The 13,604-nt window shown below is 61.5% G+C and carries 13 protein-coding genes; 7 read left to right on the top strand and 6 right to left on the bottom strand.

The genetic code is table 11. The features are described 5' to 3' along the window. Nucleotides 1-96: 96 nt before the first annotated feature. The 5 genes from D3227_RS05680 to D3227_RS05660 all read right to left on the bottom strand — a co-directional run bounded on the left by D3227_RS05680 (nt 97) and on the right by D3227_RS05660 (nt 5,211). Entirely contained in the window at nt 97-870 is a 774-nt protein-coding gene (locus D3227_RS05680) for an SDR family NAD(P)-dependent oxidoreductase (RefSeq protein ID WP_120013155.1), read from the bottom strand. 39 nt (nt 871-909) lie between these two features. After that, nucleotides 910-1,638 carry an SDR family oxidoreductase gene (locus D3227_RS05675; protein ID WP_120013154.1) on the bottom strand — a complete coding sequence of 243 codons (729 nt, stop codon included), beginning with the start codon at nt 1,636-1,638 and terminating at the stop codon, nt 910-912. A gap of 126 nt (nt 1,639-1,764) precedes the next feature. Further along, nucleotides 1,765-2,766, bottom strand: coding sequence for a tagatose kinase (locus tag D3227_RS05670; RefSeq protein ID WP_120013153.1), 1,002 nt, complete (start codon nt 2,764-2,766; stop codon nt 1,765-1,767). A gap of 241 nt (nt 2,767-3,007) precedes the next feature. Further along, nucleotides 3,008-4,240: an ROK family transcriptional regulator gene (locus D3227_RS05665; protein ID WP_120013152.1), complete on the bottom strand. Its 1,233-nt coding sequence runs from the start codon at nt 4,238-4,240 to the stop codon at nt 3,008-3,010. An 86-nt stretch (nt 4,241-4,326) separates the two neighbouring features. Further along, nucleotides 4,327-5,211, bottom strand: a complete 885-nt coding sequence (locus D3227_RS05660) for a sugar phosphate isomerase/epimerase family protein (protein ID WP_120013340.1) — start codon at nt 5,209-5,211, stop codon at nt 4,327-4,329. 407 nt (nt 5,212-5,618) lie between these two features. Between D3227_RS05660 and D3227_RS05655 the strand changes: the two genes are divergently transcribed. From D3227_RS05655 to D3227_RS05625, 7 genes are all read left to right on the top strand, one after another. Next, nucleotides 5,619-6,740, top strand: a complete 1,122-nt coding sequence (locus D3227_RS05655; RefSeq protein ID WP_245451660.1) for a helix-turn-helix domain-containing protein — start codon at nt 5,619-5,621, stop codon at nt 6,738-6,740. Nucleotides 6,741-7,263: 523 nt separating this feature from the next. Next, complete coding sequence (locus tag D3227_RS05650) at nt 7,264-8,679, top strand: extracellular solute-binding protein (protein ID WP_425374479.1); 1,416 nt, start codon at nt 7,264-7,266, stop codon at nt 8,677-8,679. Nucleotides 8,680-8,791: 112 nt separating this feature from the next. Then, a complete protein-coding gene (locus D3227_RS05645; RefSeq protein ID WP_006204272.1) occupies nt 8,792-9,673 on the top strand; it encodes a carbohydrate ABC transporter permease in 882 nt (293 codons plus the stop codon). Continuing rightward, on the top strand, nt 9,673-10,509 hold the full coding sequence (locus D3227_RS05640; RefSeq protein WP_120013149.1) for a carbohydrate ABC transporter permease: 837 nt from the start codon (nt 9,673-9,675) through the stop codon (nt 10,507-10,509). Before D3227_RS05645 ends, D3227_RS05640 begins: the two co-directional genes overlap by 1 nt. A gap of 4 nt (nt 10,510-10,513) precedes the next feature. Continuing rightward, nucleotides 10,514-10,753, top strand: coding sequence for a DUF2160 family membrane protein (locus D3227_RS05635; RefSeq protein WP_120013148.1), 240 nt, complete (start codon nt 10,514-10,516; stop codon nt 10,751-10,753). 30 nt (nt 10,754-10,783) lie between these two features. Beyond that, entirely contained in the window at nt 10,784-11,827 is a 1,044-nt protein-coding gene (locus D3227_RS05630; RefSeq protein ID WP_120013147.1) for an NAD(P)-dependent alcohol dehydrogenase, read from the top strand. Nucleotides 11,828-11,839: 12 nt separating this feature from the next. Then, nucleotides 11,840-12,901, top strand: a complete 1,062-nt coding sequence (locus tag D3227_RS05625) for an ABC transporter ATP-binding protein (RefSeq protein ID WP_120013146.1) — start codon at nt 11,840-11,842, stop codon at nt 12,899-12,901. A gap of 120 nt (nt 12,902-13,021) precedes the next feature. Here D3227_RS05625 and D3227_RS05620 read toward each other — a convergent pair whose 3' ends face one another. Then, a complete protein-coding gene (locus tag D3227_RS05620) occupies nt 13,022-13,537 on the bottom strand; it encodes a MarR family winged helix-turn-helix transcriptional regulator (RefSeq protein ID WP_120013145.1) in 516 nt (171 codons plus the stop codon). Nucleotides 13,538-13,604 lie beyond the last annotated feature (67 nt).

The raw sequence follows: 13,604 nt of genomic DNA, 5'->3' as shown, positions 1-13,604 counted from the left end.
TGCCCGACTTGACCGTTCAAGTGCCAATGGCGGCATCGCACTGTGCCTGGCGATCGCCACGGCGATCTCGGAAGATGACCGTGGGACCAATCCGTCCTACCAGCACGTAAATCCGGCATCGACAGGCACGACGGCGCCGGTCATCAGGCTGGCCGCGTCGGAAGCCAGGAACAGCACGGCGCTTGCGACTTCATGCGCCTGTCCCATCCGGCCCATCGGCGTGTCTCGCAGCCAGGCCTCGATCCGCGTCTTGTTTTCCGGGATCGCCAGAACCATCGGCGTTTCGATGTAGGTCGGCGCGACCGCGTTGACGCGCACCCCATGCGGCGCCCACTCGGCGGCGATCGAGCGGGTCAAATGATGGACGGCCGCTTTCGAGACATTGTAAGGCGTCTGCGGTTGGGGTCGATTGCAGATCGTGCCGGACATCGATCCGAGATTGACGATCGAGCCATGCCGGGCGGCAATCATGTGCCTGCCGAACGCGCGGCAACACCGGAAGACGCCGTTGACGTTGACGTCCATCATGCGCAGCCACAGTTCGTCGTCCACATCCTCCAGTGAAATGCCGCTGCTGCCGATGCCGGCATTGTTGACGAGGATCGAAGCCGGCGTGCCGTGGCCAGCCAACAAGTCGGCGATCTCGGTCACTCTTGCCGACGATGTCACGTCGCCGATCACCAGTTCGGCCTTGTGACCTTTGGCGATCAGCTCATCCCTTCCGGCGCTGCCGACCTGCTCGTCCGGCTCGATGATCACCAGGGAAGCGCCGGCTTCGCCAAGCGCATCCGCGCATGCGAGGCCAATGCCGCGGCCACCGCCGGTCACTACGGCGACCTCGTTGTCCACCCTGAAACGAGCCTGGTACATGGTCGTCCTCCCCAATTCCGATGACGGCTTGCCGCGCTGTCAGATATCGAAGTTGGCCGGCAGGATGACGACGTCCCGGATTGTTACCGTGCGCGATCGCGTCAGCATGAAAACAAGGACCTCGGCGACTTCCTTCGGGTCAAAGAGGGTCCCCGCGGCGATCGCACGGTCGAGGTTCTCCTTCGGCCAGTCTTCGACGAGGGGCGTCAGCACCGGCCCGGGGGCGATCGCGCCGACACGGATGCCGTGTTTCGCGACCTGCCGCCTCAGCGCGTGGACGAACGCCTGAACGGCGTGCTTTGAAGCGGTGTAGATCGGCTCCCACGGCACCGCGGTGTGGCCGGCAACGGAACTGGTGACGACGATGTCTCCCGTGCCGCGTTCGATCATGTGCGGCAAGACCGCGTGAACCGTTCGGAATACGGCATTGACGTTCAGGTTCAGCATCCGGTCAAAGGCGTCCGGATCGCCGTCCATAAAATCGCCGCCGATATAGGCGCCGGCATTGGCGTGGAAGGCATCGAGCTTGCCGGCCTTGTCCAGAATGGCCGGCATCATGCCCGCCACGCTTTTCGGGTCGGTGAGATTGACCACCAGCGGGATCGCGTTGGGGCCCAGTTCCGACGACAGGCTCTTCAACCGATCCTCGGCATAGTCGACAAGGACGACGCGTGCGCCCGAAGAAAGACAGGCTTTGGCGCAGGCCAGGCCGATACCGGACGCCGCACCGGTGATTGCTATGACTTTTCCCGACAGATCCTGACCCATATCAATCCTCCAGTTTACCTGCTTGGCCTCGCGCGGCCGTGTGCAGAATTGCGTTGTCCGCTCTCGACGTGACGTTTGTCGGCCAAATATTGCGCCACGTCCTCGCCGGGCTCTCGAGGCGGCCGGTCATCGGACGTCTCTCGGGGTCGCGGCGATGAATTCGTCTAGCTGCTGGCGTGACGCTGCACCTTCCATCGGACCCTGCAAGGTGACGTTGCGAGCGCCCGCGGCATTGGCATATTCAAGCGCCTGGAACGCAGGCATGCCGAGGCGCCGGCAAGCGACGTAAGCGCCGCCGAAACAGTCGCCGGCGCCCGTCGGGTCCACCTCGGCAACCCTGAATGCCGGACAATCGAGCCGCGTGCCGTCGGCGCCGAAGAATGTCGCTCCGTGTTCGCCGCGCTTGAGAGCGATCTCCGTCACGCCACGGGCAAAGAGCGCGGCGACCGCGGCGGTTTCGCCTTCGACACCAGCGGCCACGGACAATTCGTCGCCCGAGGGCAGCACAAGGTCGGCGACATCAACGAGCCTGGCGAAGCGCTCCCGCGTTTGTCCGTGCCCGAGCAACTCCTTGCGCAGATTGGGGTCGAGGGAAACGGATCCGCCGCGCTGCTTAATAACGCCGATGGCATGATCCATCATCTCCCAGACACCCGGGATGGCAAAAGCGGTACCCATGACATGGAGGTGTCCGGCCCGCGCGAACAGCGCCTTCGCCTCAGCCGTCAGGCTGACCAGGGCGGCCGCGGATTTTCCGATGTTGTAGACGAAGTCGCGCGAGCCGTCGTCGCGATAGCGGACGAATGCGCTTCCGGTCGGGTAGTCGGGACTGACCGAGATAGCTGATATGTCCGCGCCGTCGGACCGGAGCCGTTCGATGTTGATGCGGCCGAAATCATCGTCGCCGACCGAGGCGACAATTGCCGCCGAGCCGCCGATCTTGGCGCACTGATCGATGAAGATCGCCGGCGCGCCGCTGGGGTAGGGGCCGATGAGTTCGATCGGTTCGAGGAACCCGTCGCCACGGCTTTTCGCCATGATCTCCACCAGGATCTCGCCGATGACGACGGTCGGCCCGAGTGCGTCCGCTGCGAGCTTGGTCTGGCTTGAATTCGCATCCGCTTGCATCGCATGGCTCGGCTGTTGGGCACGTCGATATCGGAGCGCGCTTGCCGCAGGTCTCGCGGACGCGCTGCTCGCCGATACTGGCAGCGAACGGCGGCCGAGACGGGCCACGATGGAATGCGCTGTTATTCCTCCAAATAGCACGTTATGGACATTTGTATTTTTATGCAACATATTAATCGGGTCGAGAGTTTGCAGTGATTAGTGCGCGATCGCTTTTGCAGCGGCTTCACGATGGCGCCGATCACCCTTCCGCTGCCTGTGGCTCTTCGAATTCGGCCGTGTCGTCGGCGAAGCGCTGGCTCTCCAGGGACAAATAACGCTGGTGCAGCATGCAGGCTGCACCGAAAGCGGAACCGACAGTTCCTTCATCGTTCACCGTGATCGATGGGAACGGGAAGCTTGATTCCTGAATGGCGTGGATATGTGCGGCCACCCTGGCAGCCATCAGCGGATAGAGTGCGGCGACCGAACCGCCCAGCACGATCCGGTCGGCGTCGATGATCCGGCAGGCCTGCACAAGCCCTGTTGCCAGGGCCTTTGCCCACTGCTCGGCAATGGAGACGGCGCTGGGCAGCCGATCCTGGACGTCAGCAAGGAAGTTGCCGAATGACGGATGACTGAGGGCTGAGGTCTTGCGGTATTCGCCCATGATGGTTTCAAGGCCGATCAGCTGCTCCAGATTGCGACGCGGGCCTGGCGCGTCGCTGATGATCAGGTGCCCGATCTCGCCTGCCAGCCCGTTGGCGCCGCGAAAAAGATTGCCGTCGATGATGATGCCGCCGCCGACGCCGCTCTCCATCACGAGAAACAGCGTCACGCCTGAATGCGCCTCGCTGCGCCCGTAGGTCGCGCCGATGGCGAATGCGTTGGCATCGTTCTCTGCAAGCACCGGAACGCGCAGCGGCAGGACGTCCCGTACCAGCTCGGCGAGATGAACGTTTCGCCAGCCGAGAAGCGGCGCCAGGCGGACCAGGCCATGCTTGTCCATCTGCGCCGGCGTCGAGACGCCAAAGCCTTCGCATCGCTCCAGCTTCGACGCCGGAATGGATTGGAGGGCCAGGCTTACCGCGCGATCGACCGCGGCCTCGACGCTGATCGACGGCCCGTCAAACGGTTCCACATTCGTCGAGACGATGTTGGTCCCGAGATCGATCTCGACCGTGCTGATATGCTCGACACCGATCTCCACCCCAAGGAAGAATATGGCATCCGGCACCAGTTCGAGCATGATGCCGGGGCGGCCGACCCGGGCATAACCGGATTGTTCGGGCGGATCTTCGATGGCTTCGCGCACCAGGCCGTCTGCCGTCAGGCTGGCGATGATATGCCCCGACGAAGAGCGGTTGAGACGCAATTTGCGTGCGAGTTCGGCTCGGCTCAGTCGTCCAAACTGGTGAAGGGCTCTCAGAGCCGCCACTTCATTGCTTTGTCGAATTCTGCGATGCGAACTGGCGGTCAACGCCGGGTCATTCACGTAGGTCTCTCCAGGCTACCTGCGATCCGCCAGTTGCAAGCGATCGCAAGCCCTCATTTGGTACACGCCGCTCAAGCGGGCGGCAACTATGGACGGGCGTTCGTCGTTCGCCGGCGAACCGCCTCTTCCATTTTTAGGTCGATGAAGGCCTTTGCGTGGCTTGCCAGCGGCATGTTCTCGGTCCAGGTATCGCGCCAGATCGCGCATGCCAGCGAAAGACCTTCGTCGACCACGGCGCTGGAGAACGATTCGAACGTCACGTCGCGCTCGTAGTCGATATCGAGCAAGGCATCGAAGATGCGATCGAAATCGATCACCCCGTCGCCGAGGTAGCCGCGATTGCTTTCGCCGATGTGGAAATAGCCGATCTTGTCGCCGGCCAGACGAATGGCCGCCGCCGGGTTCGCTTCCTCGATGTTCATATGAAACGTGTCGAGATGGAGCCTGACGTGATCGGAGCCGGTCGCCTTGATGAAGTCGAGGCCTTGAGCCGCCGTGTTCAAGAGGTTCGTCTCGAACCTGTTGACGACCTCAAGGACCAGATCGACGCCGGCCGTCTTTGCCGCATCGGCCGTCCGCGCAATGGCTGCAATGCTGTTCTTGCGGCCGCGATCGCTTGGCATGGTCGAATATTTCGTGTGGGCCGAATAGAGAATGCCGCCAAGCTTGGTGCCGCCGATATCTCGAACGGCCGCGACCGCGCCGGTGAGCAAGTCCTCGCCGGCCTTGACGACGGCGGCATCCTCGCTTGACACGTCGGCGCCTAGCGGAAGGCCCATCGTGACGGCGATTTCGAGGCCCAGCGCCTCAGCCTTCCTGGCGAGGCGGTCGAGGTCGAACTTTTCGGGTCGCAGATACGCGAACTCGATCAGATGGTAGCCGCATGCGGCCGAATTCTCCATCGCCTCCTCGAGCATGGCCTGGGTGCCGCCGCCGGTCCAAACGAATGAATGAATGCCCAATCTGCGCATGTGCAGCTCCTCCAAGACGCAATCTATGTTGCATAGCACAACAAAATATCCAAACCAGGTTCATGTCAAGAGTCATACGAAGCGCGCGACGGTTCCGTCTGATTCCGCTTTTCGAACAAAAATGATTGACAGCTCAACGGAAAGCTCTAATTTGTCTCATTAAGCAACATATAAGCCTGGAAAAAGCACCAGAGCATTGGAGGAGGATCCGTCGAGCCGGCGCCCTGAGTGCGCGGTACCTTGTGTCATGTTTCGCCTGATGGCGTCGTTCACTGTATTTGTTCGGTGACCCTGTGCGCACTGAATGACCTGCAAGGCTGTGAGGATTGATCACCGTCCGGTCGGCGACGGTCTTCGATAAGCCCCGGGCAAGTGGAGGTGTTGGTCTGCCGCCGAGGGAGAACCCCTTGCCGAAGGGCCAGAGCAATTCCAGGAAAAGTGCGCAGCGGTTTTCCGTCCGGAATTGCGTAAAACAAATACTTAGAGCGGGGCGGCGATTCCATCAAAAGCTGAACCGCTCTAGGGAGACTGCGGATCAAGCGGTCGCTGCGTTAGCGGGAAGGAGCCACTCAATGAAGCCCGCTCTGAAGATCGTTCCGGACTTCGAAATGATCATATGTCCCCCGGCGGAATCGTTCCGCTGGAGCATGCATGACTATCCGTTCTTCAAAGCCAAGTGGCATTATCATCCGGAGTACGAACTGCACCTGACGCGAACGACTTCGGGCGTCATGATGGTGGGAGATCATATTGGAGAATTCGCACCAGGCTGCCTGGTCCTGACCGGGCCGAACGTCCCGCACAATTGGGTCAGCGATATTGAACCCGGGAAGACAATTCGCAATCGCGACATGCTGATCCAGTTCAGCCGCGAATGGGCCGATCGGGTCACCGGCTTCTGTCCTGAACTCGGAACTATCCGGCCGCTCTATGACGACGCGGTCTACGGAGTGGAGTTTCGCGGGGCCACCGCTCTCGCTGGGCAGCGACTGCTCGCACAGATCGGCGCCGCCCAAGGTGCCGAGCGTGTGGTGCTCTTTCTGCAATTGATGATCACGCTGGCCCGCAATCCTGGCGACCGCCGCAGGCTCTCGCGGCTGGCGCCCACCTCCGCGCAGGCGGAATTGCCGCCGGAACTCGACGTGGCAATGCGCTATGTTCTGGACCACTATAGCGACGATATCGACCTGCCGTTCGTTGCAAGGCTCTGCGGGCTGGAACCGCAAGCATTTTCACGTTTCTTCAAGCGGCAGACAGGCCACACATTTGCCCGATACGTCATCCTTGCGCGCATATATGCAGCCTGCTCACTGCTGACGCAGACTTATCGGCCGATTACCGACATCTGCTTCGAAGTCGGGTTCAACAACATCGCCAATTTTAACCGACAGTTCTTCAAGATCTGCGGGCGTACGCCGTCGGACTACCGGCGCAATGCCCACAAGATCGGGACTGAGGCGCGCGCCGATCCGTTCAGGGAGATCCGCGCCTGGTCAGGCGGCTCGCGCGCAGTCGGCGAAAAAGTATAGATCGCCTGCAAACCACGCGTGGCATGGGGGGATGTCCCCGCACTAAGTTCATCGGAATGCCCCAGGGGAGCGAGGCCGCAGGCAGAACAAATTCTCGAACGCAGGAGGATCCGTGTCGCTGAGCTTTCAATCTCAGGCACCGGTCGGGGAGGATGTCTTTGCGGGAACCACAGAGGCCGTTTCGTTGTCTTGAAGGCGTCACGCCGCGCCAAGTTCTGCGTCATGGCAACTGCACTGCCGGCAGGGATCGGCGAATGGCGCCACGATCGACGCGCGACGGAGCCACTGCATTCGAGCCCGTAGACTTGGATTTGCCTCCCAGGGCCGGCACCCGGGGAGTTCTCTTTCCGGGTGCCACTTTTCCGGCAGGACGGACCGGTGCGCATCGGCCTGAAACGGGTTTCAGCCATGTCCGGGTGACCAGGAGGTGCCGTTCCTGAGGGGTGGAACACGGCGATCGCAGAATGGACGACTGACAGTCAATGTTTTGTTGGAGGAGTGAAAAATGAAACATGAACTCAGAATGGGCCTTGCCGCATTGGCAGTAAGCCTGATGACCAGCGTGATGCCCGCCAAAGCCGATTTCTGGTCGGATGCCGGCGCGAAATACAAGGGTGTGACGCTGCACGGCGTGACCGAAAGCACCCCGCCTTCGAACTACATCAAGGACGTTCTCGCCCCCGCTTTCGAGAAGGCGACGGGCATCAAGGTGGAAATCGAGACCACCTCCTGGGACCAGATGTACGACAAGGCGATCAAGGACATGGAAGCCAAGACCGGCATCTATGACATGGTCTATATCGAGCAGGACATCATCTACGCCTACCTTGCCCGCGACTTCCTGGTCGACATCACGAAATCCCTGAAGGACGACCCGTCGCTGAAAGCGCCGGAGTACGACGAAACCCACTTCACGACGTTTGCGAACTATTTCAAAAATGCCGACGGCGATCTTTTCGGCATTCCGATGGAAGCCTTCATCAAGCTCTATCTGTACCGGACCGATCTGTTCAACGATCCGGCGATCAAGGAAGCCTTCAAGAAGGAAACCGGCAAGGACCTGGTGCCGGCCAAGACCCATGAGGAATACACGCAGATCGCGGAGTTCTTCACCAAATGGGGCAAGGACCACAATCTGGAACTGTGGGGCACCACGGCGCAGGCGCATACCGGCCACCCTGCTTCCTGGTACGAGTTCTTCGAATCCATCGCGCCCACTTTCGGTGTCTACAACTGGGGTATCGACGCTTCGAAAAACTACTCGGCGTCGGTCGCCAATGGCGGCACGATGAACAGCGACAAGGCCAAGGCAGCACTCAAATACTGGCTGCATCTGCGCGATATCGCCCCGCCGGAATCCCCGGCCAGCACATGGACCGAAGTCGGCACCACCTTCGCGGCGGGCCGCGCGGCACAGGGCCTGGTCTACGGCGAGAACGCGGCATGGATTGCCGCCGACGCGGAAAAGTCGAAGGTCGTGGGCAATGTCGGCGTCGCCCTGCCGCCGCTGGCTCCCGGCGTCATGGAGGATGCTGAAGCCGGCAAGGGCTATATCGGCTATTATGACGGCGGCGCCTTCGGTCTTCCGGTCACTTCGAAGAACAAGGAAGCGGCGCTGCTGTTCCTGCAGTATATCGGCCAGGACTCGGTCCAGGGCGATTGGGCGGTGGCAGCACCCCGCATCACCAACACGGCAACCTACGACGATCCGAAAGTGATCGAGATGGATAAGAAGCTCAACGGCTACTACACCATGCTCAAGAACGACGGAAAGCTGTTTGCCGGCGCACCGCCCTATCCGTTCCACGCGCAGGTGCGTGAAGCCACGGCGCCGATCTTCTACAAGATCCTGTTGGGCGAGGTGTCGTCCGACGATGGGCTCGACCAGATGGCTGCTGCCGCCGAGGCGGAACTGAAGAACCTCGGCTACCGCAAGTAGCTTCGCGAACCTAAACCTCGGGCCGCCGTGAAGCGGCGGCCCGAGTGTATTTTCGCCGCCTCGCGAAATTCGCGAGAATGTCGTGGACAATGCCTGCCAGGGGAGTGGTTTGATGCGATCAAACAGAGTGGGATGGCTGATGCTCGCCCCGACGATTGCGATCCTGGGGATCTTCGGCATCGTCCCATTTCTGTACGTGCTCTATGTGGCCTTCCATCAATGGAACCCGTTCGGCGCAAATCCCTACATGATCTACAACGGCGCCGACAATTTCCGCCGTCTCGTCTTCGACAACGAGTTCCTGACTTCCATCGCGTTCACGCTGAAGTTCGCCTTCTTCGCCGTCGTGAGCGAAGTCATCCTTGGCTACCTTCTGGCGCAGCTGTTCATGCGTGAGTTTCCCGGCCGGGGATTGTTCCGCACGATCCACACCCTGCCCCTGATCGTGGCGCCGATCGTCGTCGGGTCAGTCTGGCGCCTAATGACGACGCCCAGCATCGGCATCATCCCGTACCTGTTGAAATCCTGGTTCGGCTACGACCTCAATATCGGTCGTGACGCGACCATGGCCTTTGCGCTCACCGTCATCATGGATATCTGGCACTGGACGCCGCTGGTGACGCTGACGCTGCTTGCCGCATTGGTTTCGCTCCCCAAGGAGCCGTTCGAACAGGCCCAGATCGATGGCGCCAATAGGTGGCAGATCTTCTGGCACGTCACCTTGCCGATGATCCGCCCGGCGATCCTGGCGACGGTCTTCATTCGTCTCATGGACGCGTTGCGCACCGTCGATGAAGTGTGGATGCTGACCGGCGGCGGCCCCGGCGCCGCGACGCGCTATCTCGGCCTGCACATCTGGAAGATCGTGTTTCCCAAGACCGACTACGGCTACGGCTCGGCCACGTCGATCATCGTCCTGTACCTCACACTTGTGATGTGCTGGCTGCTCTATGTCGCCCTTGTCGCCCGGCGCGACCAGAAGAGGCCTTCCTGATGCGCGCCAACAGTCCGGTTTTCTCCATCCTGCTGTGGACCTTGCTCAGCCTGCTGACGCTGTTTCCGATCTATTGGCTGTTCGTGATCTCGGTAAAGCCAGCGGTCGAGCTGTTCACCACGCCAAGCGTGCTGCTCGAGACCGTCTACTGGAAGAACTACGTCAAGGTTCTCGGCGACGACACGTTGCGCCGCTACATGTTCAACTCCATCGTCATCTCGACCGGCAATGCGGTGCTGGTGACCGTTCTTGCCTTCATGGCCTGCTACGCGCTCTCGCGCTTCGATTTGGCCGGAAAGGAAAACATCTTCTTCTGGACGATCACCAACCGCATGGCGCCGGCCGCGGTGTTCCTGCTGCCCTTCTTCTTGCTCTTCACGCAGGTGTTCACCATCGGTGAGTGGAAGCTCTACGACACGCGCACCGGCATGATCCTGCTCTACTGCACCTTCAACCTGCCTTTCGCCATCTGGACGCTCAGGCCGACGATCGACGCAATTCCCAAGGAACTGGACGAGGCCGCAACCGTCGACGGTGCCACGACCTGGCAGGTGATCCGCGAAGTGATCTTTCCGCTCGCGCGGCCCGGCCTCGCCGTCACCCTGATCCTGACCTGGGTGTTCGCCTGGAACGAATTCCTGCTCGCCGCGACGCTGACCAGCTTCAACGCGCGCACCATCACCACCGGCCTGTCGGAGTATGTCACGACGACCGGAACCGAGTGGGGCACGATGGCGTCCATTGCCATCATCACGCTTGTCCCGGCCCTGTTGATCTTCTCGGTTGTCCAGCGGCACATCGTGGCCGGTCTGACCTTTGGCGCGGTCAAGGAGTAGTTCCATGGAACACATGATCGATCTCGATGAGGCGGACGACGAAGCCAACACCATCGTCGCAAGCCCGCAACGCACCGGTTTTCTGCCGATCGTCACCAACTGGTTCGACCGGGTTTTTGTCGGCATCTATCTGTTCGTTGCGCTCGAACTGTTCTGGATGCGGTTCCTCGAACAGTCGATCCCATTGTCCGTCTGCCATGTCCTGGCGATCGTATTGGGCGTGCTGATCGTCTGGCGTGGTTAGCGCGGGAGACAAGAGGAGGAACGCAGGCTCATGAAGTCGTTGGTGCTGGAAGAAAAGCTGAAACTGTCGCTGCGCGATTTCCCGATCGAGCGCGAGGAGGTGCTCGGCGCTCGCGACGTGCGCATCAGACTGCACACCGTCGGCATCTGCGGCTCGGATGTGCACTACTATACGCATGGCGGGGCCGGCCCATTCCAGGTGAAGGCGCCGATGATCCTTGGCCATGAGGCGTCGGGCATTGTCGCGGAGACAGGTGCCGAGGTGACGTCGCTGAAGGTCGGCGACCGGGTGTGCATGGAGCCGGGCATTCCTGACCCCAACAGTCGCGCGACGCGCATGGGTCTGTACAATATCGATCCGGCGGTTCGTTTTTGGGCGACGCCGCCGATCCATGGCGTCCTGCGGCCGAGCGTCGTGCATCCGGAAAATTTCACCTTCAAGCTCCCCGGCAACGTTTCGTTCGCCGAGGCGGCCATGGTGGAGCCGCTGGCCGTGGGCGTCCACGCCGCCACCAAGGCGCAGGTGAAGCCGGGTGATATCGCACTGGTGATGGGCGCCGGGCCGATCGGCCTGGTCACCGCACTTTCGGCGCTGGCGGCAGGCTGTGCGCGTGTCTTCGTATCGGACGTCGACGACACCAAACTCGAGCTCGCAGCGAAGCTAGGCGCGATCACGCCGATCAATGTCGCGCGTCAGGATCTGGCCAGGGAAATTCTCGCCGCAACCGATGGCTGGGGCGTGGAGATCGTGTTCGAATGCTCGGGCAGCCCGCGCGCCGCGGAAGGGGTCTTCGATCCGCTCTGTCCGGCTGGCCGGGTGGTGTTCGTCGGCGTGCAGATGCACGACATCAAATACGACGTCGGCAAGGCGATGGTGCGCGAGGCGCGCGTCGAGCATGTCTTCCGCTATGCCCACGTCTTCCCGCGCTGCGTTGCCATGCTGTCCTCCGGCGCGATCGACGTGAAGCCGCTGATCACCCGCACATTCGAATTCGAAGACAGCGTTCGCGCGTTTGAAATCGCCGCATCCGCCCCAAAAGGCGAAGTGAAGATGCAGATTGCCTTGCCGCAATAGAGGGGATGCAAGTTGGCTGAGGTTACCGTCAGGAATATCGTCAAGCGTTATGGCAGCGCGCAGGTTATCCATGGTGTGAATGTCGACATCGCCGATGGCGAGTTCGTCATCCTCGTCGGCCCGTCGGGCTGCGGCAAGTCCACCCTGCTACGCATGATCGCCGGTCTCGAAGCCATATCGGGCGGCGAGATCAGCATTGGCGGCCGGGTGGTGAACGATGTGCTGCCGAAAGACCGAGACATAGCGATGGTGTTCCAGAACTATGCGCTCTATCCGCACAAGAACGTCGCCGACAACATGGGCTTCTCGCTCAAGATCAAGGGCAGGCCGAAGGCCGAGATCGACGCCAAGGTGAAGAAAGCAGCCGAGATCCTGGATCTCGGCAAGCTGCTCGACCGGTTCCCGAAACAGCTGTCTGGCGGGCAGCGCCAGCGTGTGGCCATGGGGCGCGCCATCGTGCGCGACCCGCAGGTCTTCCTGTTCGATGAACCGCTGTCGAACCTCGACGCCAAACTGCGTGTTGCCATGCGCGTCGAGATCAAGGAACTGCATCAGCGCCTCGGCACGACGATCGTCTATGTCACCCATGACCAGATCGAGGCGATGACCATGGCCGACAAGATCGTGGTGATGCGGGACGGCAAGGTGGAACAAGTCGGCGCACCGCTCGAACTCTACGACAATCCGGGCAATGTCTTCGTCGCCGGCTTCATCGGCTCGCCGGCGATGAATTTCATCAAGGGCAAGATCGAAGCTAAGGACGGCAGGCAGGTCTTTGTCTCGGACACCGGTTCCGTCCTGCCGGTCGAGGAGGGCAGGGCGCAGCGCGACCAGCCGGTCATCTACGGCATCCGACCGGAGCATATCGACATCGCGCCCGACGGTTTGCCGGCAACGGTTTCGGTGCTGGAGCCGACCGGCTCCGAGACGCAGATCTTCGCCAGGTTTGGCGAGGACGCCATTGACGCCATCGTCAAGGACCGGCTCACCGTCCGTCCCGGCGAAGAGGTAAGGCTGAAGATCGATCCGCGCCGGGTCCACATCTTCGACAGGCAAAGCGGCGCACGCCTTTGACCCGTTGCCATCCGCAGCGATTGGCCCGGACCTGACCTGTCGGGCCGGGCATTCGCGCTTCTGACAAAGCCGTAGTCGAACGGTCAGGGTAACTTCTGCCGAGTTCGGCAATGTTCGACGCTAGATATTCTGGCGGCGGGCAGAACCACGTGCCGCGCCTTCGGCCGGCCGCGTCGCGATGAGGCCGGCCTCGATGGACCTGAGAAGCGCCAACGCATCGTCGAGGCGGCTGGTGTCGCCGCCGGCGGCGGCAGAGACGGCGTCGCCCCATTCCTTGCGCACCAGGGCGTAGTTGTCGGCCCCGCGCCGCGTGCGGTGGACACTGACGCCCCGGCGATCATCCGGATAGACATGGCGCTCGATCAGCCCCTTGCCTTCCAGGTCGCGCAGCACCGTGGAGACGTTGGTGCGCTGCAGCCCCGTCGCGGCCGCGATCTGGCTGGGCGTGGCCGAGGCGTACGCCACCAGATGGCGCATCACCATGCCCTCCGACTGCGAGAGCAGGAACACCCGATCATCCCGGTAGCCACGGAACTGGATCTCGCGGGCAATGATGAGGATCAGGTCGGCCAGATCCGCCCACCGGATAGCCGCGGGTGGAGCTTTGTGTGCGGATGAATCACGATCGGTTTTCATACTGCGGAGTTTACAGCCTCCTATCGGGTATGTATATGTGTATAATCATTATGTATACATAACTATG

It is taken from the genome of Mesorhizobium waimense, assembly GCF_003601975.1.
Lineage (GTDB): Bacteria > Pseudomonadota > Alphaproteobacteria > Rhizobiales > Rhizobiaceae > Mesorhizobium > Mesorhizobium waimense.
This window is presented reverse-complemented; position numbering and strand designations above follow the sequence as displayed.

Coding starts and splice junctions, on each gene's coding strand:
- D3227_RS05675 (WP_120013154.1), bottom strand. CDS start 1,638: ATGGGTCAGGATCTGTCGGGAAAAGTCATAGCAATCACCGGTGCGGCG.
- D3227_RS05635 (WP_120013148.1), top strand. CDS start 10,514: ATGGAACACATGATCGATCTCGATGAGGCGGACGACGAAGCCAACACC.
- D3227_RS05640 (WP_120013149.1), top strand. CDS start 9,673: ATGCGCGCCAACAGTCCGGTTTTCTCCATCCTGCTGTGGACCTTGCTC.
- D3227_RS05650 (WP_425374479.1), top strand. CDS start 7,264: ATGGGCCTTGCCGCATTGGCAGTAAGCCTGATGACCAGCGTGATGCCC.
- D3227_RS05630 (WP_120013147.1), top strand. CDS start 10,784: ATGAAGTCGTTGGTGCTGGAAGAAAAGCTGAAACTGTCGCTGCGCGAT.
- D3227_RS05660 (WP_120013340.1), bottom strand. CDS start 5,211: ATGCGCAGATTGGGCATTCATTCATTCGTTTGGACCGGCGGCGGCACC.
- D3227_RS05680 (WP_120013155.1), bottom strand. CDS start 870: ATGTACCAGGCTCGTTTCAGGGTGGACAACGAGGTCGCCGTAGTGACC.
- D3227_RS05670 (WP_120013153.1), bottom strand. CDS start 2,766: ATGCAAGCGGATGCGAATTCAAGCCAGACCAAGCTCGCAGCGGACGCA.
- D3227_RS05620 (WP_120013145.1), bottom strand. CDS start 13,537: ATGAAAACCGATCGTGATTCATCCGCACACAAAGCTCCACCCGCGGCT.
- D3227_RS05645 (WP_006204272.1), top strand. CDS start 8,792: ATGCGATCAAACAGAGTGGGATGGCTGATGCTCGCCCCGACGATTGCG.